At 34.9% G+C, this 25,679-nt stretch carries 23 protein-coding genes; 10 read left to right on the forward strand and 13 right to left on the reverse strand.

Annotated elements, in window-relative coordinates; genetic code table 11:
* Nucleotides 1-521: 521 nt before the first annotated feature.
* The 3 genes from VB798_RS06815 to VB798_RS06825 are packed head-to-tail and all read left to right on the forward strand — an operon-like array spanning nt 522 to nt 3,413.
* Entirely contained in the window at nt 522-1,706 is a 1,185-nt protein-coding gene (locus tag VB798_RS06815; protein WP_323257293.1) for a glycosyltransferase family 87 protein, read from the forward strand.
* The gene (locus VB798_RS06820) at nt 1,688-2,647 is read left to right on the forward strand and encodes a glycosyltransferase family 2 protein (RefSeq protein WP_323257296.1); all 960 of its coding nucleotides are present in this window, start codon (nt 1,688-1,690) and stop codon (nt 2,645-2,647) included. Before VB798_RS06815 ends, VB798_RS06820 begins: the two co-directional genes overlap by 19 nt.
* Nucleotides 2,622-3,413, forward strand: coding sequence for a polysaccharide deacetylase family protein (locus VB798_RS06825; protein WP_323257298.1), 792 nt, complete (start codon nt 2,622-2,624; stop codon nt 3,411-3,413). Before VB798_RS06820 ends, VB798_RS06825 begins: the two co-directional genes overlap by 26 nt.
* Here VB798_RS06825 and VB798_RS06830 read toward each other — a convergent pair.
* From VB798_RS06830 to VB798_RS06845, 4 genes are all read right to left on the reverse strand, one after another.
* Entirely contained in the window at nt 3,376-4,119 is a 744-nt protein-coding gene (locus VB798_RS06830; RefSeq protein ID WP_323257300.1) for a glycosyltransferase family 2 protein, read from the reverse strand. The genes VB798_RS06825 and VB798_RS06830 overlap by 38 nt on opposite strands.
* A 15-nt stretch (nt 4,120-4,134) precedes the next feature.
* On the reverse strand, nt 4,135-4,623 hold the full coding sequence (locus tag VB798_RS06835) for an NADH-quinone oxidoreductase subunit C (protein ID WP_323257302.1): 489 nt from the start codon (nt 4,621-4,623) through the stop codon (nt 4,135-4,137).
* Between the two features lie 5 nt (nt 4,624-4,628).
* The gene (gene nuoB / locus VB798_RS06840) at nt 4,629-5,183 is read right to left on the reverse strand and encodes an NADH-quinone oxidoreductase subunit NuoB (RefSeq protein ID WP_323257304.1); all 555 of its coding nucleotides are present in this window, start codon (nt 5,181-5,183) and stop codon (nt 4,629-4,631) included.
* A gap of 87 nt (nt 5,184-5,270) precedes the next feature.
* A complete protein-coding gene (locus VB798_RS06845; protein ID WP_323257306.1) occupies nt 5,271-7,703 on the reverse strand; it encodes a gliding motility-associated C-terminal domain-containing protein in 2,433 nt (810 codons plus the stop codon).
* Between the two features lie 236 nt (nt 7,704-7,939).
* Between VB798_RS06845 and recG the strand changes: the two genes are divergently transcribed.
* Nucleotides 7,940-10,036, forward strand: coding sequence for an ATP-dependent DNA helicase RecG (recG, locus tag VB798_RS06850; protein ID WP_323257308.1), 2,097 nt, complete (start codon nt 7,940-7,942; stop codon nt 10,034-10,036).
* Between the two features lie 685 nt (nt 10,037-10,721).
* Here recG and VB798_RS06855 read toward each other — a convergent pair.
* Together VB798_RS06855 and VB798_RS06860 are read right to left on the reverse strand one after the other, a co-directional pair.
* Nucleotides 10,722-12,614 (reverse strand): amidophosphoribosyltransferase, encoded by a 1,893-nt coding sequence (locus VB798_RS06855; RefSeq protein WP_323257310.1) that lies wholly within the window; start codon nt 12,612-12,614, stop codon nt 10,722-10,724.
* 412 nt (nt 12,615-13,026) lie between these two features.
* Entirely contained in the window at nt 13,027-14,670 is a 1,644-nt protein-coding gene (locus VB798_RS06860; RefSeq protein WP_323257312.1) for a carboxylesterase/lipase family protein, read from the reverse strand.
* A gap of 103 nt (nt 14,671-14,773) precedes the next feature.
* On the opposite strand from VB798_RS06860, the gene VB798_RS06865 reads away from it, so the two are divergent.
* Nucleotides 14,774-15,508: an NUDIX hydrolase gene (locus tag VB798_RS06865; protein WP_323257314.1), complete on the forward strand. Its 735-nt coding sequence runs from the start codon at nt 14,774-14,776 to the stop codon at nt 15,506-15,508.
* A 78-nt stretch (nt 15,509-15,586) separates the two neighbouring features.
* Here VB798_RS06865 and VB798_RS06870 read toward each other — a convergent pair whose 3' ends face one another.
* On the reverse strand, nt 15,587-17,938 hold the full coding sequence (locus tag VB798_RS06870; protein WP_323257316.1) for a S9 family peptidase: 2,352 nt from the start codon (nt 17,936-17,938) through the stop codon (nt 15,587-15,589).
* Between the two features lie 657 nt (nt 17,939-18,595).
* Here VB798_RS06870 and VB798_RS06875 point away from each other — a divergent pair.
* Entirely contained in the window at nt 18,596-19,138 is a 543-nt protein-coding gene (locus tag VB798_RS06875; RefSeq protein WP_323257318.1) for a hypothetical protein, read from the forward strand.
* Between the two features lie 47 nt (nt 19,139-19,185).
* Here VB798_RS06875 and VB798_RS06880 read toward each other — a convergent pair whose 3' ends face one another.
* A complete protein-coding gene (locus tag VB798_RS06880) occupies nt 19,186-19,428 on the reverse strand; it encodes a MoaD/ThiS family protein (RefSeq protein WP_323257320.1) in 243 nt (80 codons plus the stop codon).
* Between the two features lie 137 nt (nt 19,429-19,565).
* On the opposite strand from VB798_RS06880, the gene moaA reads away from it, so the two are divergent.
* The 3 genes from moaA to VB798_RS06895 all read left to right on the forward strand — a co-directional run bounded on the left by moaA (nt 19,566) and on the right by VB798_RS06895 (nt 22,176).
* Entirely contained in the window at nt 19,566-20,549 is a 984-nt protein-coding gene (moaA, locus tag VB798_RS06885; protein ID WP_323257322.1) for a GTP 3',8-cyclase MoaA, read from the forward strand.
* A gap of 96 nt (nt 20,550-20,645) precedes the next feature.
* Nucleotides 20,646-21,629 (forward strand): bifunctional heptose 7-phosphate kinase/heptose 1-phosphate adenyltransferase, encoded by a 984-nt coding sequence (locus VB798_RS06890; protein ID WP_323257324.1) that lies wholly within the window; start codon nt 20,646-20,648, stop codon nt 21,627-21,629.
* Between the two features lie 94 nt (nt 21,630-21,723).
* A complete protein-coding gene (locus tag VB798_RS06895) occupies nt 21,724-22,176 on the forward strand; it encodes a GNAT family N-acetyltransferase (RefSeq protein WP_323257326.1) in 453 nt (150 codons plus the stop codon).
* A 103-nt stretch (nt 22,177-22,279) separates the two neighbouring features.
* Here VB798_RS06895 and VB798_RS06900 read toward each other — a convergent pair whose 3' ends face one another.
* Both VB798_RS06900 and VB798_RS06905 read right to left on the reverse strand, forming a co-directional pair.
* Nucleotides 22,280-22,588 (reverse strand): hypothetical protein, encoded by a 309-nt coding sequence (locus VB798_RS06900; RefSeq protein ID WP_323257327.1) that lies wholly within the window; start codon nt 22,586-22,588, stop codon nt 22,280-22,282.
* A gap of 145 nt (nt 22,589-22,733) precedes the next feature.
* Nucleotides 22,734-23,117: a RidA family protein gene (locus VB798_RS06905; protein ID WP_323257328.1), complete on the reverse strand. Its 384-nt coding sequence runs from the start codon at nt 23,115-23,117 to the stop codon at nt 22,734-22,736.
* Between the two features lie 177 nt (nt 23,118-23,294).
* Between VB798_RS06905 and VB798_RS06910 the strand changes: the two genes are divergently transcribed.
* On the forward strand, nt 23,295-23,960 hold the full coding sequence (locus VB798_RS06910) for a LysE family translocator (RefSeq protein ID WP_323257330.1): 666 nt from the start codon (nt 23,295-23,297) through the stop codon (nt 23,958-23,960).
* Nucleotides 23,961-24,012: 52 nt separating this feature from the next.
* Here VB798_RS06910 and VB798_RS06915 read toward each other — a convergent pair whose 3' ends face one another.
* From VB798_RS06915 to VB798_RS06925, 3 genes are read right to left on the reverse strand one after another with little or no spacing between them, the layout of a single operon-like run.
* On the reverse strand, nt 24,013-24,696 hold the full coding sequence (locus VB798_RS06915; RefSeq protein ID WP_323257332.1) for a Crp/Fnr family transcriptional regulator: 684 nt from the start codon (nt 24,694-24,696) through the stop codon (nt 24,013-24,015).
* Nucleotides 24,697-24,705: 9 nt separating this feature from the next.
* Entirely contained in the window at nt 24,706-25,101 is a 396-nt protein-coding gene (locus tag VB798_RS06920) for a DoxX family protein (protein ID WP_323257334.1), read from the reverse strand.
* A gap of 4 nt (nt 25,102-25,105) precedes the next feature.
* Nucleotides 25,106-25,561 carry a YHS domain-containing (seleno)protein gene (locus VB798_RS06925; RefSeq protein ID WP_323257336.1) on the reverse strand — a complete coding sequence of 152 codons (456 nt, stop codon included), beginning with the start codon at nt 25,559-25,561 and terminating at the stop codon, nt 25,106-25,108.
* Nucleotides 25,562-25,679: the final 118 nt, after the last annotated feature.

A 25,679-nucleotide genomic window follows, 5' to 3' on the forward strand; every position in this document is an offset into this window, starting at 1 on the left:
AAAATTGTTTCAGATTTGAACGTTAATTAAAAATAACTCATACAAATTTAGTGAAAATGTGTTGACTATTTTGCTAGAACATTATATCTGCAATATAGTACTTGAAGGATTAGCTAAAAATCACTAAATTGTAAAAGATTAATACTAATTTTGTATATAAGCTCTCACTAAGGCTTTGAAATCTCTTTAATATATACTAATTGCTTTTATGAAATTGTCTTTACAACCATTAAGACCTTTACCTGTTTTCGGGTTGAGGTTTTATCAGGTAGAATTTACTTTCTACTCTTTCTGGCAAAAGGTTTTCTCAAACCAAATCTTCCAGCGCAATGCTATTAAGCATTTCTCTCATTCTTTTTATTGTTTCAAATCCAACCTTCTCGACCGAATTAGCGTCCATTATAGCACTTTGTTATAATTTTTCTGGCTAAAATATTGGGAGAATACCCAAAAGTCAGGTCGATTTAGGAAGATTCTATTGTTAGAACACTAATTGCTAATATAAATATATACTGATTTAAATGATACTTTCCGTATTTAAAGACAAGCGTAAGCTTTTCCCCTTTTTATGGTTTTTTACGCCTGCTCTTGCTGGATTTCTTAAATGGAGGTTAGGCGAAGTAAACAATTATAATATTTTCACAGGTGTATATCACCATCTAATTGAAGGCTTAAATTTATATAATCTCTATCCCAAAGAGTACTTTGATAGCAATCATTATGGGCCATTGTTTAGCTTAATCATTATGCCTTTTACTTATATTCCTAATGGAATTGGCATACCACTTTGGAATTGTTTACAAGCTTTTGCACTGTATAAAGCACTTACCTTATTACCAATAAAACCAGCCTATCAATGGATTTTATTAGCCATTTGTTTAGTTGATTTGAATACTTCTTCTCATAGTGTTCAGGTGAACCCTACGGTGGTTGCTTTTATTATTTTCTCATGGCATTTTGTCAAAAAAGACCAAGTAATTTGGGCAACATTGTTTGTGATGCTTGGTGCTTTTGTGAAACTGTACGGAATTGTCGGTTTAGCATTTTGGGTATTTTCAGAAAGTAAAATCAAATACATTGCTTATTGTTTTTTATGGGCAATTGTACTTTTTGTGTTGCCGATGGCAATTAGTTCTCCTTCCTTTATCGTACAATCTTACTTAGATTGGTACAACAGTTTGGTGCATAAAAACATCCAAAACCAAGGTGTTGAAAATGGTATGGGAACAAGTATGCAAGATGTTTCGCTGATGGGTTTGGTCAGACGAGTAGGCGGTTTTCCACAGCTGTCTAATCTATTTTTTATTATCCCAGGTTTTATTTTACAAGTAATGCCTTTATTAAGATTCAAACAATATAAAAACATACTCTTTCAATTAAGATACCTTGCCTCCCTGTCCATTTTTGTAGTTATTTTTTCTTCTTCATCCGAATCTCCAACATTTATTATTGCGGTAACGGGTGTAGCAATTTGGTTTATCACACAAGATTTTCCAATACAAAAATGGGTTTGGGTTTTACTTATTACTGTTACGGTGGTGACTTCGCTTACCGCAACTGATATTTTTCCCGATTGGTTACGGATGAAAATCATTCTGTATTCAATCAAAGCCTTTCCATGTTGCTTGGTTTGGTTTGCTTGTATTTACCAACTCTTATTCGATGAAACCTCAGAAATTAAAACATTATGGATCAATCAAGACTAAACATTTGTATCCTCTCGGCAGCGTACAATGAAGGTGAAAACCTTTTAGTTTTTTATCATGCCGTAAAAAAAGTAATTGATAAACTTCCTTATTCTTTTGAGTTTTGTTTTGTAAACGATGGCAGTAAAGATGATACGCTTTCGGTTATTAGAACATTAGCAAAGAAAGACGAATCCGTTAAATACCTTTCTTTTTCTAGGAATTTCGGACAACAAATTGCTTTGAAAGCTGGGATTGATACCATCAATGCCGACGCCATTATTATGATGGATAGCGATTTGCAGCATCCACCAGAAATGATTCCTGATTTGATTGAGCTTTGGTTGAAGAAAAAAGTAAACATGGTCAACACACTTCGTGAAGAAGACCAAGATTTATCATGGTTCAAAAAACAATCGAGCAAACGTTTTTATCAAGTACTGAATAAAGTAAGTGATTTAAAGTTAGAACCTGGACAAGCAGATTTCCGTTTAATCGACCGACAAGTAACTGAAACCTTAAAAAAATCAAAAGAACAAGATGTTTTTTTAAGAGGAATGATTCAATGGATTGGTTACGACCAAGCAACAATTAAATACAAAGCCAACAAGCGTTTTGCTGGAGAAAGTAAATATACTTTCGCTAAAATGATGCGTTTAGCTTTGGCAGGCATTACTTCCTTCAGTATAAAACCACTTTATACGGCAATTTATATTGGTTTCTTTTTTGCCTTGATGTCATTTTTGTATTTGCCTTATGTACTTTATAGTTTTGCAATCGGGCAAGCTGTTGATGGTTGGGCTTCCATCTTGATGACGATTGCCTTTTTTGGAGGATTAAACTTAATTGTACTCGGTGTTTTAGGAATTTATATTGGTAAAATTTTAATCCAAAATAAAGAAAGACCTTTGTACATTATACAAGAACAAAATATTCATGAAAATAGCCTTGTTGAGTTTTGATGTAGAAGAGTTTGATATGCCTTTTGAATATGGTGGAAAACCCGAAATGAAAGAGCAAATCGCTACTTCGTATCAAGGTTTACAATCTATTACTTCTGTTTTAGAAAAGTACAATGCCACAGCAACGTTTTACTGCACTGGCGTTTATGCTTTGGCAAAAACTGAACAAATAAGAGAATTAAGTAAAAAGCACGAAATTGCTTCGCATAATCATTATCATTCAAGTCATAAAAAAGAGGATTTGAGTACTTCTAAAGCCATTTTAGAAAATATTACGCAACAAGAAGTAGTAGGTTTCAGAATGCCAAGAATGGCACCCGTTTCGGATGCTGATTTGTTGGAGGCTGGTTATTTATACAATGCGTCAATCAATCCAACTTATTTGCCGGGACGATACGATTATCGACATATTTCTCGGACTTACTTTACTCAGAATGATTTAATACACTTTCCAGCTTCGGTTTCACCTGCTTGGCGAGTGCCTTTATTTTGGATTGCTTTTCATAATTTCCCTTTGTCTTACTTTTTTTATTTATGTAAAAAAGTAGTGGAAGCGGATGGATATTTGCATTTGTACTTTCATCCTTGGGAGTTTACAGATTATACAGATTTACCCAATGGCGCAAAATATCCATTTTATTTGCACAGAAATAACGGTAAAAAAATGTTGGAGCGATTCGATAAATTGATGGCTTTTTTACAAAAAGAAGGTTTTGAATTTAAGACGACTAAAGATTTTCTGATTCCTTCAGTTTCGCATATTTAATGACGGGATTCATTGCCGAAAGCAACGCCCACATAAAACCTGCGTAGCCGTCTAAGCAAGAAGCTTTGAGGAGGTAAATTTTTAAGAACGTAATCGGGAAACGCAAAACGATGGTTGAAACGGAAGCTTTCTTCCCACGTTCAGCCAACGTTTTTGCTCCGAGCGAAGTATATTTATTGAATTTATTGAAGTAATCAGTCAAATCACGGTAGCTATCGTGTAAAATATGATTCGCTAACACACCAATTTTGCCTTGTATTGCTACACTTTCGTGAACGTGTTCAGTATTCCAATTCCCAAAATTTCGATTGAAAAGTCTTAATGTAAGTCTTTTGTATTCGCCACTGAAACGTAATAATTTTCCTAGAAAAATTAAAGAACGAGGAATTTTATAAGCTTGTAATTCATCATTTTCAAGCGATAAATTTTGAATTTCAAGCTGTAATTCATCACTTAAAATTTCATCATCATCCAAAGAAAGTATCCAATCGTTTGAAGCTTGAAGTGTAGCAAAATTCTTTTGCATACCATAATTATCAAATTTTCGGTAAACTACTTTTGCCTTAAAAGCTTCAGCAATTTTTAGCGTTTTATCGCTACTTCCAGAATCCACCAGTACAATCTCATCTGCCCAAGTTACGGCTTCAAGTACTTTTGTTAATGTTTTTTCAGAATTGAAAGTAATCAGAACTACGCTAATTTTCATGGTTTTGAATTGAAATCAGTACTTTACTTGGATGCCGTGATAATACTCTTGTGCTTGATAATCTTTTCTGAGTGGATGTCCGTCCCAATCTTCTGGCAATAAAATTCTTCGTAAATCTGGGTGGCCTGTAAAGTTAATTCCTACCAAATCAAAGGCTTCTCTTTCATGCCAATCTGCTGTTTTCCAGATATTGCTTACAGTTGGTACATCTGGTAAAGCTTCGCCTTTTTCATTTCTTGGAAAAATCACTTTCAGCATTAATTTATGTTCGTAAGGAATGGAGTACAAATTATAAACCACTTCCATCGTGCCTTTTTCCACGCCATTATCTAAAGCCGTCAAACAAGAAAGCATATCGAAATAACATTCTTCGTGTTCAAGCATCAATTGACAAACCTCCGCAATATTTTCTGTTGGTACAGCAATACTTTGGTGGTCGCTTTGAAGAATGATTCCTTCTCCGAATTTTTCTATCAGAATATTTTTAAAGTTCTCTATGTTCATCTTGTTTATGCTTTCACTGCAAAGGCTGGTTTTTGGTTTCTTGCCTCTTCTGCTTCCATTTCTAATAATGCTTTAGGAGCAACCAAACTTTCATTTCTGATTTTTTCTTGCAATTGCAAAAATCCACCAATCAAAGCTTCTGGTCGAGGTGGGCAACCCGGCACATATACATCTACTGGAATAATTCTGTCAACACCTTTTACAACGTGATAGCCATGTTCCCAATAAGGACCGCCACAGTTTGAACAACTTCCCATTGAAATAACATAGCGTGGTTCAGGCATTTGTTCATAAAGGCGACGGATTCTATCCGCCATTTTAAACGTTACTGTTCCTGCTACAATCATTACATCCGACTGGCGAGGTGAAGGTCTTGGGAAAACTCCAAAACGGTCTAAATCATAGCCAGAAGCCATCGTTTGCATCATTTCAATGGCACAACAAGCCAAACCAAAACCCATTGGCCAAAGCGAGCTAAGACGTGCCCAATTGATGAGGTCATCTACTTTGGTAATTACAACACCACCTTCATTGAACTGTTGATCGAGTAATCCTTGCATAATGATTTAGATTTTGAGGATAGAAAAGCGTATCCCGAACTGCAAATTTAATCTCAATCCTGCATTTTATTGGTTTATTCTCAAAAATTATCGAACAATGGTTAAATATCCCGTAATCGGACGAATGTCTTCATCCGCTTTGATAACATAATAATAAGTAGCCGCTGGCAAATTTTCACTATCTTTTCGTCCATTAAAAGGGTTGGAAGAATAATTCATTGTGCTAAAAATTTCACCTCCCCAACGGTTATAAATTTTCACCTCAGCTTTGGGATATTCTTCAATACCTTCCAACACCCAAACGTCGTTTACATTATCTTCATTGGGCGTAAAACCTGAGGGAACAATGATTTTTGCTTTGACTTTCACCAAAATATTATCACTATTGGTACAATTACTTAGCGATGATGTTACTTTTAAAGTATATTCAGTATCTGCAATTGGCGAAGCTATTGGCGTTGGAATATTAGCATTATTCAAACTATTAGCTGGCGACCATTCGTAAGTTAGATTATTATCAAAACCTCCGCTTGCTTGGCTTTTTAGCGTAATGGTATCTCCTCTGAAAATCACTAAATCGTTGCCTAATAATACTTTTGGGGGCAAATCCACAAAAGTGATTCTAGTGATTTTAGAAACACAACCATAACCATTGGTGTATTGATAAGTAATTGGCGAAGCGCCATAAATCAAAGGCGAGAAAGTTGTACCATTCACACCTCTGCCTAAGAATTTTGACATAGTTGCATCATAAGGAGTGACGTAATTTAGTAAATCAAGTTTCAGATTAGCAGTGCCACAAAAAGGAAAAATTGTATCAAATTTGATGGGCGTTAAAGGATTGACTGTCAGTTTTAAAGTATCCGACATTTTTTTACAATTGTTTTCATCCGTAACCAGTACTTTATAAATTCCAGATGTTTTAACATCAAATTTATTCACCGTTGAATTTTGGATGGAAACATCATCTTTGTACCAATCGTATTTTAAGTTATATCCTAAATTGGCGATAAGTGGAATACTTTCTCCATCGCAGATTACTTTTTTATCTATTTTGTTCGTAAACAAGGCATCGGGCAAAGCATAAACTGTTACTTTGGCAATTGGTTCATATTCGCAAATACCGCCAATCTGAGTCATTCTAGCACGATATTCCCCTGATAAATTGACATTTATTTCATGGCTGTCACTGTTCGGGACATCAAAGGTATTACGAGTCCAAGAATAACTATAAGCACTTGTCGCAAAAGTACTTCCATCTTGTTTTTGAATCGTTAGTTTAACTGGTATTTCATCAAGACAGACCTTTTTTTCATCGGGATTAATAGCATATTGTTCACCTGTTACTTTTTTTACGATGGTTTCATCCGAAGTAGATGTTTCGCTACAACCCGTATTATAACCTATAATTACCGTGTATTTTCCCGGTTCATTCACTCTTATTTTATAGCGATTTTCGTTGACAAGGTTTACATCATCTTTTTGCCATTGATACAAATATCGGCTGTTGATTTCTGTAGCGAGTTCAACAAAACCATAATCACAAAAATCAATCGTGGTTGCGTGAATTTTCACAGGAGCTAAATCTCGAAAAACAGCAGGTTTTGCAGGAGCATCAAAACAGTCAATTACTTTCAATTGAAAATCTCTTCGAGTCTGCCCAATCACTACGCCATTTCTAATTTCTTCTACCAAAACAGAATAGACAAAAAGCCCAAGTTCGGTAGCTGTAAGCGTAATTATGCCTTGATTATCAATCTTCATTCCCGGATTTTCAGCAGGAATAGCCGTTGTTGCACTATATCCACTGTTCCACGTAATGGTTGGTATATTAGACGTACCAATTGGGTCTGGAGTACCATTATTCCTTGTTGATGAGCTAAACCCTCTGTAAGGTGTTACAAAAGAGTAACGCAATTGGTCACCATCGGCATCTGTAGCAGAATTATCAAAACTAAATGGCTGTCCTTTACAAATATATTCACCTTTAGGAAAAGAAAACTCTGGAGAAGAATTGACAAAATCTGTTCCATTTTTCTTTAAAGCTGGAAACTCCAAATAAAACAGCATACCAGTATTTCCTGAATTACTGATATTATTAGCTACATTTCTACAACATCTATCATGTATAATATAATAGCCGTCTGCATCAGCATATTGAGTTGGGTCCAGCTGTATATTTTGTGTATAAGTAATATTGACAATATCTAAACCTTGGGTAGTAGCACAAGCGGCGTTGTTGTAAACAAATGGTTGTCCATTCAAATCATTAGCAAACAAAACTAGCGTTCTCATCAGAACATTATCCCTTTTCCTAAAAATACCAACTTTTAAACCATTATCTTCTTGATTGGGGATTCTACTTACTTTATCAAAGTACACGTGCATTGTTAAAGTAAAGGCACCATGTGTACTCCCTCTGACAAAGCTAAAATTGCCTCCAAGAATATGACTAGCTTTAAGTTCATAGCTCAATAAAAGGCACGTAAACAGTATAAAAATGCTGTAAATTTTCTTCATGGTTTTTGGATTTCAGAGCGTATTCAGTATTCAAAATTGGAAGTAAAGCTGTATCAGAATTGATAGGGAGGATTTTGTAAGGGAAGGTCTTGAGTATTTTGATTTAAAAATCAGTATTTTCACATCATTGTTTATCCTTATTGATAATAATGATGTCTTTGACAGTAGAAGAACAATTTATAAATTTATCATGTAAGATACTAACTTACTAAGAACGTTGCAATTAAGTGTAAATTATGCAAAACAATTTTTTCGATACTCGTATAGAATTTCTCAAAGGGGTAGGTGCTGCCAGAGCTTTACTATTGAATACCGAATTACAAATTTTCACCTATGGAGATTTAATTCAATACTATCCTTTTCGCTACGAAGACCGCACTAAATTTCATAAAATTTCTGATTTATATGATGGAATGGATGTTGCCCAAATTAAAGGGAGGCTACATTTTGTAGAAAAAATTGGCGAAGGACACAAAGCCAGATTGACCGCTCAGTTTTCGGATGGAACGGGTTCGATGGAACTTACTTGGTTTCAAGGAGTAAGTTTTTTAGAGAAAAAATTAAGACCAAGTACAGAATATATTATTTATGGAAAGCCCGCTTTTTTTCAAGGTCGCCCGCAAATGCAGCATCCAGAAATGGAATTGCCGAATCCTATCAATGAAAAAGGTGGTTACTTTCAGCCAGTTTACGGTTTAACCGAAAAATTAAAAAAACGATATGTAGATTCAAAAGTAATTGCGACGATGCAACGCAATTTGTTGGATTTGGCTTATGATAAAATCCGAGAAACACTTCCTGATAATCTCAGACTAAAATTCCGTCTGGTTGAAAAAAAAGATGCTGTTTATAACATTCATCTTCCACAATCAGAAGCTTGGCTACATCAGGCAAAGCGTAGATTGAAGTTTGAAGAGCTTTTTTATAATCAGCTTCGGCTTATTAAACAAAAACTTAGCCGAAGAATTGATTATAACGGACAAGTATTTAAAAGTACAAGTTTGGTGACTGAATTCTACAAAAATCATTTGCCTTTTGACTTAACCAATGCTCAAAAGAAAGTAATCAAAGAGATTTTTGAAGATATGAAGTCTGGCAAACAAATGAACCGATTATTGCAAGGAGATGTAGGTTCTGGCAAAACTATTGTCGCTTTTATTTGTATGCTTTTAGCAATCAGTAATGATGCTCAGGCTTGTATCATCGCTCCTACTGAAATTCTTGCAGACCAACATTATCAGGGTTTAAAAGATTTTGCCGAAAGTCTCGGAATTAAAATTGATAAATTAACAGGTTCTGTTCGTAAAAAAGCCCGTGGTATTATTCATGAAGGATTGTTGGATGGTTCACTCAAAATACTTGTTGGTACACATGCCATTTTAGAAGATATTGTACAATTTCAGAATTTGGGTTTTGTCGTTATTGATGAACAACATCGCTTTGGCGTAGCGCAACGAGCAAAACTTTGGGAGAAAAATTCTGTAATACATCCACATATTTTGGTGATGACGGCAACGCCAATTCCAAGAACTTTGGCGATGACACTTTATGGTGATTTAGATGTTTCAATCATTGATGAATTGCCTAAAGGAAGAAAACCGATTAAAACTGTTCATCGCTACGACTCGCACCGATTAAATGTTTTTGGTTTTATGCGAGATGAAATCAAAAAAGGGCGACAAGTATATGTCGTTTATCCACTGATTGAAGAATCTGAAAAATTGGATTATAAATTCTTGACGGACGGTTACGAAAGTATCGTTCGTGCATTTCCAGAATACCACGTCAGTATTGTTCATGGAAAAATGAAACCAGCGGATAAGGATTTTGAAATGCAGCGTTTCATCAAAAAAGAAACACAAATTATGGTGGCAACTACCGTGATTGAAGTTGGCGTAAATGTACCGAATGCTTCTATCATGGTCATAGAAAGTGCCGAACGTTTTGGCTTGGCACAATTGCATCAATTACGTGGACGAGTAGGGCGTGGAGCCGAACAAAGTTATTGTATTTTGATGACGGATGTAAAGCTGTCAAAGGATACTCGTATTCGTTTAGAAACGATGGTAAGAACGACAGATGGTTTCGAAATTGCCGATGTTGATTTGCAATTGCGTGGTCCAGGCGATTTATCAGGAACACAACAAAGTGGTGTTATTGATTTACTCATTGCCGATTTGGCTAAAGATGGGGAAATCCTGAGAGTAGCAAGAGAATGTGCAACTGCTATTTTAGAAGAAGACAACGATTTGGAATTACCCAAAAATGCAATGATTAAAGAGCAAGTAGAAAACCAAAGAGCCAATGCCAGCAACTGGGCTAGGATTAGCTAAGTATCAACTTTATTTGTAAAGTAGTTAATGGTACATTATTAATCGATAAAAATATTGAAGCAAGCTCAACATATCCCCAAATAAGGATTGAAGCTGACATAACAAAGCCAACTAAACACATAAGGAATAAAATAATAAATAAAGAGATTTTTCGCTTAGTCATTGTATTAAATGCTATAAAGTTCAACCGTATTTATCTATACAAAACTAGCGAGCGCTAGTTTACATAAATTGCAAATTGACCTATAGGCTTTTATGATTTTGTAGATTGTTAAATATCAAGTAAATACGTTTAAATTGTTTTGCAATTTAACACTATTATTTTCCCAAAGCCAGCATATCGAACACTCTTACTCCAATGTTGAATTTCAGTTTCCAGATGAGGAAGAAATGATGGGAAGTTTTTAGAATATTTTAAATTACAGCGTTTATAAAATTTATATGTTTATTTATCCTGCATTTTCAACTTCAATACTTATAGTAATTTCAAGTTCAACCGAACAAATCTTTTCAATATTTTAGGTTTTAAAACATCATCTTTCTCTTAATTCAAAACTTTGAATAAAATAGATTGATTATTGCACATAAAATCATCTATATTCAGGTATAAACTCCATAAACAAAAAAGACTTGCCAAATATTCTTTGGCAAGTCTTTTTATTATTTCTAGTAAGACTCTACAACCTTAGTAAGCTCTCATTTCAACACCTTTCATAAAGTTTACAAAAGCAGTATTTACTACTTTGTTACCTCCTGGTGTTGGATAATTACCTGTGAAATACCAATCTCCAGTATCATTCGGACAAGCTTTATTTAAGCTATCAACAGTCTGATAAACAATCGCTAATTCAGCTTTCAAATCTTTAGGTTTTACTAATTCAGCGATTTTATCAGAAATCTCTTCGGTAGTAAATGGCTCATAGATAGCTTTTACAAAGTTTTCTTTATGAGCAGTTCCTAATTCTATCGCAGCCAAACAACGTCCTAAAGTTTCTTCTAACACATCATCCATATTTCTTTCAATCAGTAATTGATAAGCCGCACGGAAAGCTACAAATTCTTTCATACGAGACATATCAATACCATAACAATCAGGATAACGAATCTGTGGCGCAGAGGAAACGATAACGATTTTCTTTGGTCCTAATTTATCTAATAATCTCACGATAGAACGCTCTAAAGTAGTTCCACGCACAATTGAGTCATCAATCAAAACTACATTATCAACCCCTTTTTTGATTACCTCAAAAGTAGTATCATAAACATGCGCCACCATATCATTACGGTCGGCATCATTGGTGATAAATGTTCTTAATTTAACATCTTTAGAAATCAATTTCTCGACTCTTGGACGGAAAGTAAGCAAATCTTCAAGGTCTTTTTCAAATAAAACACCTTCCATAATTGCCTTCTTACGCTCTTTGGCAAGATAATCTTCCAAGCCTTCAATCATACCCAAAAAGGCAGTTTCAGCAGTGTTCGGAATATAAGAAAATACCGTATTTTTAAGGTCGAAGCTAACTTCTTGAAGTACTTGTGGAATCACTAAACGCCCTAATTGCTTGCGTTCAGCATAAATATCTGGATCAGAAGCTCTTGAGAAATAAATACGTTCGAAACTACAAGATTTTCTTTCGATGGGCTCAATGAATTGCTTTTCAGAGTAATCTCCATTTTTATTGATAATTAAAGCGTGTCCTGGTTGCACTTCTTTAATATCTTCATAATTACAATTGAAGCTTGTTTTGATAGCTTGTTTTTCTGAAGCTACTACTACTACTTCGTCGTCTGCATAATAAAATGCTGGTCTGATTCCTGCTGGGTCACGTGCTACAAAGGCTGCGCCGTATCCAGTCATTCCGCACATGGCGTATCCACCATCAAAATCACGGCAAGAACGTTGTAGAACTCTTTGTAAATCTATATTATCCTGAATAACATCTGATAATTCTGGATTGTGATATTCGCTTTTGAAGTACTCGAATTGGCGTTGGTTTTCTTCATCTAAAAAATGACCAATTTTCTCCATTACCGTTACAGTATCCACTTTTTCTTTAGGATGCTGACCAAGTGAAACCAGTTTGTCGAATAATTCTTCAACATTTGTCATGTTGAAATTTCCAGCCATTACTAAGTTTCTACTTCTCCAGTTACTTTGTCTGAGCATCGGATGGCAGTTCTCAATTTCATTCTGTCCGTGTGTTCCGTAGCGAAGGTGTCCTAAAAATACCTCGCCAGAAAAAGCCACATTTTCTTGAATCCAATGAGCATCTTTAGCTTTGTCTTTGTTGTCCTTCAGAGCTTTTCGGAATTTCTTGTAAATCTTTCCAAAAATATCAGGTACAGCATTTTGTTCAACAGAACGATAGCGACTGATATAACGATGACCCGGAGGAACATCAATCTTGATGTTGGCTACTCCTGCACCGTCTTGTCCTCGGTTTACCTGTTTTTCCATCATCAAATACAATTTGTTCAAACCGTACAATGGCGTGTTGTATTTGTTGATATAATACTGATAGTCTTTCCGAAGACGGATTAGCGCTATCCCGCACTCGTGTTTAATTGCGTCAGACATGACTTTAATTATATTTTTTTTGAATTATTAGAACCTATTTTTTGGAAAATAAAGTTCCCTCAACCAATGTATTAAATGTCAAATGGTTTTGGTAAGAATTCGCAATAAATGTCAGATTAAAAAAGAATTAAAGATGGGTTATTTTTCTGTTAGCAAAATTACAGATATAACTTTGATAAAAGCAAATTTTCGAGATTCATTAACAGTATTTTTTCTTGCAATTTTTATACTTGTAATTATTCCTAGATTTAGTTGAAATATTAGTATTTAATACTTAGTTTTCAAGACTTGACGAATCTGTGCTTTAAAATGAGTAGAAGTAGGAAAGTTAGATTTTTTACTTAAAAATGTAGTATCATTTATAAAAATAAAAATCCGTCTCGGTCACGACCAAAACGGATTTTTATTTATTTTATTTCTTCTGATATTCTTTATCTAAAAATAAATAACGATTATCATTCGGAGTTTTTATTGCTTTTGATTGTACTTTAATAATCATCACATCTGGATTGGCTTCGTCTTTTGCTACTGGCCAATTTTCTAAACCTGCGCCATTTGGATTGCCTGTTTTGATAAAATTCGCAAAATAGTTTTGCATCGTTTCCGATACTTTATAATCATCTGCGTTCCAATCGTAAGTAGCATTTCCTCCTAAATTTCCCATCGCATATTCAATTTCAGCCGAATGAACTGCGCCTTTTGGTTTTGGCGCTTTCGGAGCATTTTTATCTCTTTTTACAACACCGCCAGCCAATGCAGCTTCAACATCTTGGGCTTTCATATCTGGTCTTGGATGTGCATAAAAGTAACGATAAACTGGTTGATTGCTATTTTTACGGTGTGCATCAAACCATTTCCAAGTTGAAAAAGCGATAAAACGGTCGCCAGCCAAAGCCGTTGCCGATTGTTCTGTTTCTTCGGCTGTTCCTGCTGGATATAATTTTAATACTTCCTCTGCTTTTTCACCATAAAGTTCTTTTACGGTATTTGTATAAACTTCTGGAGTAGCTTCTTTTCCTTTTGTCAAAGCTTTATAATTCATTTCTTCCGAATTCCAACCTACTAATAAAGGTACATTGGCGTGTTCTTTACTTGCATAAACTTCAGGAAGCGTTTTTGGTAAAAAGTAACCATCAAGTGTTGATTTGAAATTCCAAACACCAAATTCCATCATTTTTTGATAAACTTCATAAGTAGTCATCGCACGCAATTCTTTCAAAGAATTCACACCTGCTTTTTGTGCAAACGAAGTACCTGTTTTTTCACCTTCTTGTAATGAAACAGCTGCCAATGTTGGGAATACTAATCCACCACTTTCACCAATCGCACCAGCGATTAAGTTTCTTGACAATGGCGAAACCATTTGCGCACTTACTGAAACAGAACCTGCTGATTCACCAGCAATCGTGATTTTGTTCGGGTCACCACCAAAATTTGCAATGTTTGCTTTCACCCATCTCAAAGCAGCACTTTGGTCTAAATAACCATAATTTCCAGAAGCTTTATTCGGAGATTCTTTTGTTAATTCTGGATGCGAGAAAAAGCTAAATATACCTAATCTATAATTTAAAGTAACTGTAACAATTCCTTTTTTCGACATACTTTCTCCGTCATAACGTGGTTCAGAACCATCGCCTGCAATAAAACCACCACCATAAAAATAAACCAATACTGGCATTTTTTCTTGTGTTTTTACTTTTGGCGTCCAAACATTCAAATACAAACAGTCTTCGCTCATACCATTACTTCTAAAACCCATATCGCCAAAAATTGCTGGTTGTACGGCTTTTGGTCCAAATTGTTTGGTTTCTAAAACGCCAGTCCAATTTTTTACAGGTTGAGGCTCTTTCCATCTCAAATCACCAACAGGAGGTTGTGCATAAGGAATGCCTTTGAAAGTATGGATATTTGAACGCACATCAAATTCTCCTTCAACAATTCCATTCACTGTTTTGGCTTGAACGGGTAATACATAACCATTTTTTTGTGCTTGTGCAGTAATATTGAGCGTTGTTAGTGCACAGAGTAAGATGAGTAATCTGATGTTAAATTTCATTTTATTTGTTAGTTTTATGAAAGATTGAATCTATTGTCTCAATTTGTGACAATATTAAAATGAATTACAGAAAAATACAATTAAATCTTATTATTTTTTAAAAATGTCAGAAAAACACATCCCTTCAAAGTATGTAAAAACAGCTAAAGAATCTGGCTTTTTAGCTCATATCGCCTATGATTCAGTCATTTTTGGCTTTGATGGCTCAACCTTAAAAATTTTGATTTCTGGCTATAGTAATACCAAACTGTTTGCTTTACCTGGTGGATTTGTGAAGGAAAATGAAAGTCTTGACGATGCCGTGAGAAGGGGTTTGTACGATAGAACAGGTTTAGAAAACATCTATTTAGAGCAATTTCACACTTTTGGTTCTTTGGAAAGATACATTCCTGCAACGATTGAAAAAATTATGTTGAGTAATGGACATCTAAAAGCGGGAGAAAATCACTGGTTGTTAGAGCGTTTTATTTCGGTAGGATATTATGCTTTAATCAATTTTAATGAAGTAAAACCCAAGCCCGACGAATTATCTGATAGTTGCGAATGGTATCCAATCAATGAATTACCGCCGTTGATGCTCGACCACCACGAAATGGTGCAAAAAGCCTTGGAAACACTTCGTGGAAATATCAATAAAAAACTAGTTGGGGCGAATTTATTACCTGAAAAATTCACAATGAAACAATACCAACAAGTATATGAAGCAATTTTAGGGGAAAATATTCGTAGAACTACCTTTCAAAGACAAATACTTGGTTTAGAGATTTTGAAACGACATGAAAAACAGTTTTTAGGCAAATCGCACAAAGCACCGTTTTTGTATAGTTTTATCAAATAGTCGATTAAAAAATTAGTCCAATGATATTCTCGCTGGACTAATTTAACCAAAGTACACAACTCAAAATTCATCACAAAGTTACTCCTTCACATAAGTATTCAGCCAAGTATTCATTTCCCAAAGCATGTGCAAAATTGATTCTTTGGCTTGGTAACCGTGGCTTTCGTAAGGTAATTGTACATAACGTACTGTTGCGCCCAGACCTTTTAAAGCATTATAATATCGCTCTGACTGAATAGGAAAAGTCCCCGTATTATTATCGGCTTCGCCATGAATTAACAATAAAGGTGTTTTCATTTTATCGGCATAATTGAATGGCGACATTTTATGATATGTTTCGGGCGTTTGCCAAAAAGTACGTTCTTCACCTTGAAAACCAAAAGGTGTTAAAGTACGATTATAAGCTCCACTCCTAGCAATTCCCGCTTTGAACAAATCAGAATGTGACAATAAATTTGCCACCATAAATCCACCATAAGAATGCCCCATTACGCCTACTTTATTCGGGTCAACTACTCCTAATTTGGCACCTTCCTCTATAGCAGCTTTTGCACCTGCCACCAATTGTTCTAGATAAGTATCGTTAGGTTCGGTAGTTCCTTCGCCAACAATTGGAATAGACGTTCCTTCTAAAATAGCAAAACCTTGTGTTACCCAAAAAATCGGTGAACCCCAATAAATCGAAGTAAATTCATAAGGTGAACCTGAAATTTGTCCAGCATTACTTTTATCCTTGAATTCTAAAGGATAAGCTTCCAACAAACATGGTAAAGCACCTTGTTCCTTTTGATAATCAGCGGGCAAATAAAGATTTGCTGTTAACTCCACGCCATCATGACGTTTGTATTTTAAAACTTGTTTTTCTACCCCTTTTAAAGCTGGATAAGGATGTGGGAAGAAAGTAATTTGCTTACTGTTTTGCTGCTTTAAATCTCGAATAAAGTAATTTGGATTATCCTGTTTTGACTCTCTGATGGTCAGAATAATCTGTTTTTCATTATCAAGAATAGCAATCGGACGTTCATAAAATGGTGCTTCCGAACGCCAAAGTCGATTTGTTTCCTTAGTCGTCAGGTTCAGAATATCGACAAAAGGTCGGTCGCCTTCGGCAGATGCTCCGTCGCCTGTCATGAATACGGAATTATCCTTTTGCAAATCCATGACCAATCTTCCATATTGATTTTTTTTCGTTGATGGACTTCCGGGTTCATTATACTTATCTTCAGAAGAACGGTCGAATAAAACAACTGCTTCCTTCCCTCCACTTGGGTCAATAATTTTGGTAATTACTCTTCTGGTTTTATGCCAATATTCATCAATTAAAGCCAAATTTTCATTTGCCCAAATAATCCCTGCATAGCGATAGCCCGTTTCAGCAATCGTTCTTGTTTCTCCTGTAAAAGGCGAACTCAAGGTGATTACTTTATCTCGAACAGCCACTTCATTTTTAGGGTCACCTTCATCTTGGGCTTCAACCCAATAAACAGTAGCGGGTGTATCGTGTCGCCAATTAAAGCCACGTGGTTCTTTTTGAACAGCATCAAACGAAATCGGAACATTTTCAATCAAAGGGTTATCTGCCAATGTTTTGATAAACGTTCCAGCGATGTTTAAAACATCTATTTTTATTGGAAAACGGCTATAAGGAACAAGATATGAAAATGGGCGTTGAATGGTTTTTACCAAAAGGTATTGTCCATCGGGCGAACTGCTTGCCGATTGAATAATACTTGCTTCAACGATTTTTTCTACCGTTCCCTCTAAATTGACTTTTACTAATTCAGCACTCGTATAAAACTCAAAGAGCCTTTCATCGCTTTCATTTTTCAGTAAATCTTGATAGGTTCTACTAGGATTTGTTTTTCCTAAATTTTCAAGAATTGTTGGCCCTGTCGGTACGGCATTTTTCTGTGGCGGATTTCCACGGTTCGGTACCAGTACTTTTGCTAACAAAGATTTCCCATCCGAAAGCCAAGAGTATGGATGTCCGAAAACAGCATTCATTGCTAAATCAGACACTTTTTTAGCCATAGCTGTTTCAATATCTAAGACCCAAAGTTCTATTTTTTCAGGACTTGAATGACAAAAAGCAATTTTAGATTCATCTGGCGACCAGCTTGCATAATTCAATAAAGGTTTTTCGGGCAAACCTTTGATGGCTATTTCTTCTTTCCCTACTACTTTTCTTAATCGAATACCTACAAAATAAGTAGTTCGGCTTGGTCCATTATTGGCAGGATTAATTCTCAGACCTGCCAACCGAAGTTCTGGTTCTGCTAATTGTGCAATAGAAGGCTGGGCTGCACGCTGAAGCAAAACCATCCATTCTCCTTTCGAATCCACACTTACACTAGGTGTTGGGCTTGCTGTAACTAAATCAGCAATTACTTTAGGCGGTGTTTGGTAACCGTCGTTTTCACAAATATCCATATCGTCACGAAGTGTTGAAAGTGTAAAGTTTATTACAAAATACTTATGCTTATCTATTCAAATAAATTAACAATAGTATATTAAACTGAAAATTGTTTCTCAATTAAAATTCCTTCGGACAAATAATATCCGTAAAATTTCAAGAAATCCATACATAATAGCATGTTTTTAATTTTATCTACGTATGCTCAGGTTCGTAACAAAGACGGAAACATCATATTTAAGCCATATAATAATGGATAATTAAAAAAAAGTTGTCTTGTAATTTTACCATGCGTTAAAACAAACTCAATCTTTACTAATTACCAAATATGTCCTATTTTCATAAACTTCTTTGGTACATAAATTAAAAATTATTTATTTTGCAAGTGTTACTCTTTTTCAAAATCATTACCTAAAGACAATAAATAATAACTTTAACAACTATAAATCAACCACTTAAATAAATAAAAACATCTTAATATCGAAATTATCAGTCTCTACTAAAGTAGTAAAAAACATTGTACAAGTACCGTCGCTTACAGTAACCAGTAAATGTCTTTTGATGTTTACTAACTCTTTTAACTTCTAATTTATTTATAAAACTATTTTTAATGCTCTCATTATCATTTTTATGAGTAATGTTTTTAACCTAAATCATCGCCATTTTAAAAAATCATGAAAAAAAGTATCATCCCCGCCTCTGTAGCTTTAATTTCCCTCATTTTAACTCAATCTTCTTGTGTGACAAGTAAAAAGTACAATGAGCTCGACAGTTCGAAAAGTCGGCTCAACGAAAATTTCAAACGCTCACAAGTTGAAGTACGAGATTTAAGGGCCAAAACACTAACACTCTCCGAAGAATTACTTGCCCAAGAAAACAAATACCGTTCTTATTTTGTAGAAATTGGCAACATCAGAAACAATTACAAACAAGATTCTTTGAAAGTTTTAAGCCTTTTCAAAGATGTTGATTTGAAAGTTGAAGAATTCAAAGCTTTTAAAGTTGAAACGCAGAAAAAAATCGAAGGTTATGAGACCCAAGTGAGTTCACTTAATACTCATATTAAAAAGCAAGAAAAAACGATTCAGGTTTTATCTAACAGAATTGTAAAAGAACGCAGAATTCATACCAATCAGAAGCGTGAAATCATCAATCGATATGAAAGAAAAATTAAAAACCTAAATGCTTCAATCAAATCTTCTGCTAACGGAGTTTAATTTTAAAAACCTTTGATTTCCAGTTGTGAAATCAAAGGTTTTTTCTTTTAACCACCGCTTACTGGTGGAATCAATGCAATCTCATCTCTGAAATGTAAAAGCAAATCTTTCTCAGCATATTCGCTATTCACTGCCAACAATAGCGATTTGATAGCTTTCAGTTTCGGATAATTATTCTTTAGCCTTTCTAACAATTGCTCTGCATTTGCCTCTTCCTCCATATCTATTTCAATATAAGTATTTCCAATTATTTCCTTGGTAATACCAAAAAGATTGATGCCGTACTTCATATTACTTCCTAAATATTAATTTTAAGCTACAACAATTGAATGTTTTTGCATTCACTACAGTTATTTACTTAAATTTGTTCAACAAAGAAACGAATTTAGACGTGATAACTCAAAACAAAAAACAGAACTCCCAAAACTTGATTTACGACAATCATGGTCGGCCAATTACGTATTTGCGTTTGGCAGTGACAGACCGTTGTAATTTACGTTGCTTCTATTGTATGCCAGAAGTGGGTGTGAAGTATTTACATAAATCAAAATTGATGACTTATGAAGAAATGCTTCGAACAGTTTCTGTTTTGTCTGAATTAGGCGTTTCTAAAGTAAGAATTACGGGCGGAGAACCTTTTGTTCGCCACAATATGATTGATTTCATGTACCAGCTTTCTGAAATTGAAGGCATTACAGAACTCAATATTACCACAAACGGAATTCTGACAGGACAATACATTCGCCAAATGAAAGAAATGGGCGTGCGTGCTGTGAATTTAAGTTTGGATACTTTAGATAAAAAACGTTTTTTTGAAATCGCAAGAAGAGACGAATTCGACAAAGTTTATGAAACGCTCTTTCAATTATTAGACGCTGGTTTTGAAGTAAAAGTAAATGCCGTAGTAATGGACGGGCAAAATACCCAAGACATCATTCCATTATCAGAGCTTACTAAAGACAATAACGTTTCGATTCGTTTTATTGAAGAAATGCCTTTCAATGGCGAAGGTGCACATTATCCAAAACTGAATTGGAATGCGCCTCGTATTTTAGCAGAAATTAGAAGCCAATATCCTGATTTACAGAAATTGGTTGACGCTCCAAATTCTACTTCTTACAATTATCAAATCCCAGGTTATCAAGGCAATATCGGTGTAATTGCTGCTTTTTCACGTACTTTTTGTGGCACTTGTAATCGTATTCGCCTAACGGCAACGGGCGATTTAAAAACTTGTCTTTACGACGATGGCGTACTAAATATCAGAGACTTACTGAGAAGTGGAGTTTCCGATGAAGAATTAAAAAGTACTTTTATCAATGTTTTCAAACAACGCCCCAAAGATGGCTTTGAAGCCGAACGCAACCGCAAAAGTATCATTACAGAATCAATGACTACGATTGGTGGATAATCGCCTTGAAAAAAGGTTTTTAGACTAATACTTCTAAAAATGCGTTAATTTTGTTTTCCAAAACAGATGTTAGCCCATTTTTGAATCTATCTTTTTATGACAATTTCTGAAATCTTCAATCAATTTAATCAGCTTAAAGTTCTCATCGTTGGCGACGTGATGCTCGACTCCTACACTTGGGGTAAAGTAGAGCGTATTTCGCCAGAAGCACCTGTTCCTGTTGTGAATGTATTAAACCGTGAAGTACGTTTGGGTGGTGCAGGAAATGTGGTAATGAATGTTCAAAGTTTGGGTGCGGAAGCCATTATTTGTTCTGTTGTTGGAAACGATACTTATGGAAATGATTTAATCAAACTTTTACAAGAACGTGGTTTATCTACCGAAGGCATCATTCAGTCTGAAACCCGAATTACAACAGTAAAAGAAAGAATCATTGCAGGCTCGCAGCAAATTGTACGCATTGATACAGAAACCGATGCTTTGATTAATGAAACTGAAAACTTATCACTCAGTCAAAAAATCAAAGAACTTGCCAAAGAAGCTAATGTCATTATTTTTGAAGATTATGACAAAGGAGTACTTTCTAAAGAACTCATTACCGACATTATTGATTTTGCCAATAATCATAATATTCCAACCGTAGTTGACCCCAAAAAACGAAATTTCCTGCATTATCAGCAAGCCACACTTTTCAAACCCAATTTGAAAGAACTGCGTGAAGGTTTGGACATCTGTTTTGATGTAAAGAAAAGTGAAGAATTAGAAAATGCGGTGAGTCAATTAAAAACTACTTTACAACTAAAAGGTGCTTTTATTACACTTTCAGAAAGAGGCGTTTATATTGATTTCAAAGATGAGAAAAGACATTTTCCAGCCCATTTCCGTAAAATTGCGGATGTTTCGGGTGCAGGTGATACTGTTATTTCTATCGCTGCTTGTTGTGTTGCTTTGGGTTTATCGCCCGAATTAGTGGCTGGCCTATCCAATTTGGGTGGCGGATTAGTATGTGAATCATTGGGTGTTGTGCCGATTGACAAAGCTTTATTGAAAAAAGAAGCGATCTTGCATTTAGAAAAATAAGCCTAAAATCTTCATATATAAGTTGAAATTTACGTCAACCTATTTTAGGCAAGCACAACTAATCACCAATCACTTTTACTAATCACTGCTTACAATGTTTGAAGTACAAAAAGATGATTTTTTGATTTCGACAGATAAATCAAAATTACAAATTGACGTAATTCATGATTATCTCTGTAATCGTTCTTATTGGGCGAAAGGTATTCCTGTGGAAATCGTTCAGCGTTCTATTGCTCATTCGATTACTTTTGGTGTTTATCATCAACAAGAGAACAAATTAGTACAAATTGGTTTTTGTAGAGTCACTAGCGATTTGGCGACTTTTGCTTATTTAGCAGACGTTTTTGTGTTGGAAGAATACCGAGGAAATGGACTTTCTAAATTTTTAGTAGAAAGCGTACTGAAACATCCCGACTTACAAGGTTTACGCAGATGGGTACTTGCTACTTGGGATGCCCACGGTTTGTACGCCCAATTCGGCTTTGAACCTTTGGATAAGCCCGAATATTTTATGCAAATAAAAGCGGTGAATCCGTATGGCGTTTAATTGTGATTGAGTGAATTGTGAATGAGTGATTACGACACAATAAGTTATTCACAGTTAAGTAACAATTCAATCACTAAATCACTCATTCACTAAATCACAATTATTAGGGTTTTTCCTCAATTCCCAACATCGTCAAAGACGGATTGATGGTTCTTGGTGTAATGACGATTCTGAAAATTTTATTATTCGCAATTTTGAACTCCGCAACATATTTCCCTTTTTCCTTCAAACTTCTATACACTGCAGTATAATTAATTTTGCTTTCCCAACCATTGATTACCAAAGACGCAATTACTTGGTCTAAACACTTGCTGAGATTAGAAAAGTAGCTTAAAATCGTCTCTTTTTCTCGAATCGTATTCAGCGAACCAATCGGAATTACGGCTACTTCATAAATAGTTTGTTGTTTCATAAATTTAAATGAAAAATAATTCAACTATTTTTCTAACGTAAAACTTTTTATAAACGTTCGGCGTTTTAACACCATACGCTTCAATAAAGCAAAAAGCCCCAATTTTCATTGAGGCTTTTTTTTTATGTCTTATTTTCAAAGAAATTTACTGAGCAATCGCTGTAAATTCAATTTCTACCAAGTAATCTGGTGAAACTAATTTACTGATTTCGTAAATTCCTGTAGTTGGTTTAATCGCTCCAAAAAATGCTCCGTGAGCTCTTGCAATATTATCAAATTGCGTAATATCAGTTGTAAAAATTCTTGTTCTTACTACATCGTTCAAGCTTGAACCAGCTTCTTCTAATACTTTTGCAATTCTTTCAATGATATTATTGGTTTGTGCAAAAGCGTCGTCAGACTTTACATTTTCACCATCAACAATGGCAACCGTTCCTGATACTTCAATAATATTTCCGATTCTTACGGCACGGCAATAGCCCATTTTGTCTTCCCAAGGTGAGCCTGTAAGGATATTTTGTCTTGACATTTTGTGATTAATTTTTGGTTATGGCACAAAGATAATTTTAGCAAACCGAAATACTAAAGGTTTTGTATTCAATTTTTAGAAAGTTAAAGAGGATTCATCTAAAATTTGTCGTAAAGATTGCCTTGTCTCAAGTTTTTTAAAGATAACTTGCTAAAGAAATCTCCAAATCATCATCCTTTGAAAACCTTTATTATTTACTTCATTACTGCTTTAATAAGTTATATTGCCACAATTCCGCCCGGTCCACTAAGCGTTTATGTGGTACATAGTACTTTACAGAAAAATATCAGAATTGCTATTTTGGTAGCCTTAGGAGGTGTTTTGTGCGAAAGTACTTATGCCTATTTAGCCATTGAAGGTTTAATGATTTTTGAGAAATATCCACAAGTTGAATTTTGGATGCAAAGGGCAATTATCATCTTACTTTTCGGGGTTGGAGTCTTTACTTTCTTTCAGAAAAAACAGGAAATTGAATATGAGAAAATTTCGTTGAACAATCCTTTTTTTTCCTTTATCAAAGGTATTTCTTTATCCCTTTTCAATCCTGCTCTTTTGCCTTTTTGGGTAGTGGTTTTACTTTCTTATGGTAAATACGATTGGCTGAAAATTACTTCTTCCATTCAAAAAACAAGTTTTGTGTTAGGTGCTGGCACGGGAACATTCTTGTTGGTTTATACTTATGCTTTTCTGGCAGATAGGAAGCGAAATCTTATTTTTAAATACTTGAGCGACGAACGGTTGAATAAACTCATTGCTTGTATTTTTATCGGATTGGCTTTATTGCAATTGGTAAATTTATTAGTAAGTTATTGGCGATTAGATTTTCAGCATACAAACAACTGATAATCAAAATATTAAAATTCTAATCACTATTCACCAATCACTAAATAAAATTTCAAGCTAATTGATGTACATCTTTCACAATAATTTCGCTACGAGTATAATCTATCAATCCTGCATTTTTGAATTCATTAAAAAGTAAAGTAACCGTTTGGCGAGTACTACAAATCAGTCCTGCGATGTCGTTATGGGTAAGATAATTCTTCACCACGATATTTTTTGTTTGTCCGTTTCCTTCTTTTATCGCCCAATCTTTCAAGAACAAAGCAAATCTTGTTCGTACATCTTTGAACATCAAATTGCTATAATTATTAGAAATCCTTTTAAGTTTAAAACCCACCAATTTGGTATAACGAATGGCTAATTGAGGATTTCGTTTTACGATATTTTCAAAATCGTTTTGTTTGAAACTACAAATCACTACTTTATCGGAAACGGCAACGGCGTACTCGTCTTCGTTTTCATCCATTTCATCAAAGGTATATTGCCCGAACAAATCGCCAGAACGTAAAATTTCTTTTACTGTTTCGTTGCCTTCAGCATCCACCGAAATAATTTTTAGCGTTCCGCTTTTGATGGTGTAAAGTCTTTGCTCGTCATCATGCGAAAAGTAAAGAATTTCATTTTTTTTAACCGTTTTAAAATTCGGAATCAAACACAAAGCACGGTTTTCTTCACGGCTTAAAACCGAGAATAATTGATGGTCGTGTAAGTACCAATATTTTGCTTCTTCTTGCATTGGAGTTAATTAGGTTAATGTATAGAAAAAGGCGAAAAAATCACCTTTACGGATATATGCTACGATAGAACAACAAAGCAAAGTAACTAACGCTAAGATAAACAAATATCCTCCATCTCCGTCGCTTTCAATTCCCAAAACGGTGAGGTGTGCCAAGATTGCCCCAAACATTACTCCTATTCCTAAAAATGCTCCAACCCAAGCTTTCCGTGGACTAAGTAATAAAATCACGACCAAAAGCTCTGTTACTCCCGCACCGTAACGACCGAATGGCTCAACTCCCAATTTACTAAACAAGGCTACGCTTTCGGCTGCACCCGAAAATTTGAAAAAAAGTGTTTGGGCTAAAATCCCTGCTGCGATGATTTGGGCTGTCCAACTAATATAGATTTTTTGACTGGTCATGGCTTTATTTTTTGATTATTTTTTCCCAATTAATATCTGCTTTGGCTTTTAGATTAGTTTCGTCTTTGTTCCAATCTGCAAGCGTATTGCTGAAAAAAGTATGATAGAACAAGTACAATTTTCCATTGACAATTTTATAGGTTTCGGGGTCAACTTCTACTTTTTCGCCTTTGCTTCCCATCGCATAAGCACACCAACCTCCGTATTGTGGTTCGTATTTTGAAGGATTTTTCTTGAAGGTTTCCAAATTGCTGGCAGATGAAAATTGGTAAATAATTCCTTCTTGCGTGTAAGAATACTCTTTTTTGCCTTTTTGGGGTTTTCCTTGAAAATAAGTCAAGGCATCGTAGCCACTGAGTGCTACTCCTTTTTCTGTTAAGAAGTGTTTTTTACGTGTGTTTATGTCTTGTGAAAAAACATTTAAACTAATGATACTGAATAGAATAATAAGAAATTTCATATTTGTTGTTATTTGATTACGATACAAATTTTACAATTCTCTCCTTCACCAATTGTCATCTTCCTTACAGTTTTATAATTTTCGCAAACCACACAAAATAATTCTATCAAATATTGAC

This window comes from Arcicella lustrica, assembly GCF_034930985.1.
Classification (GTDB): domain Bacteria; phylum Bacteroidota; class Bacteroidia; order Cytophagales; family Spirosomataceae; genus Arcicella; species Arcicella lustrica.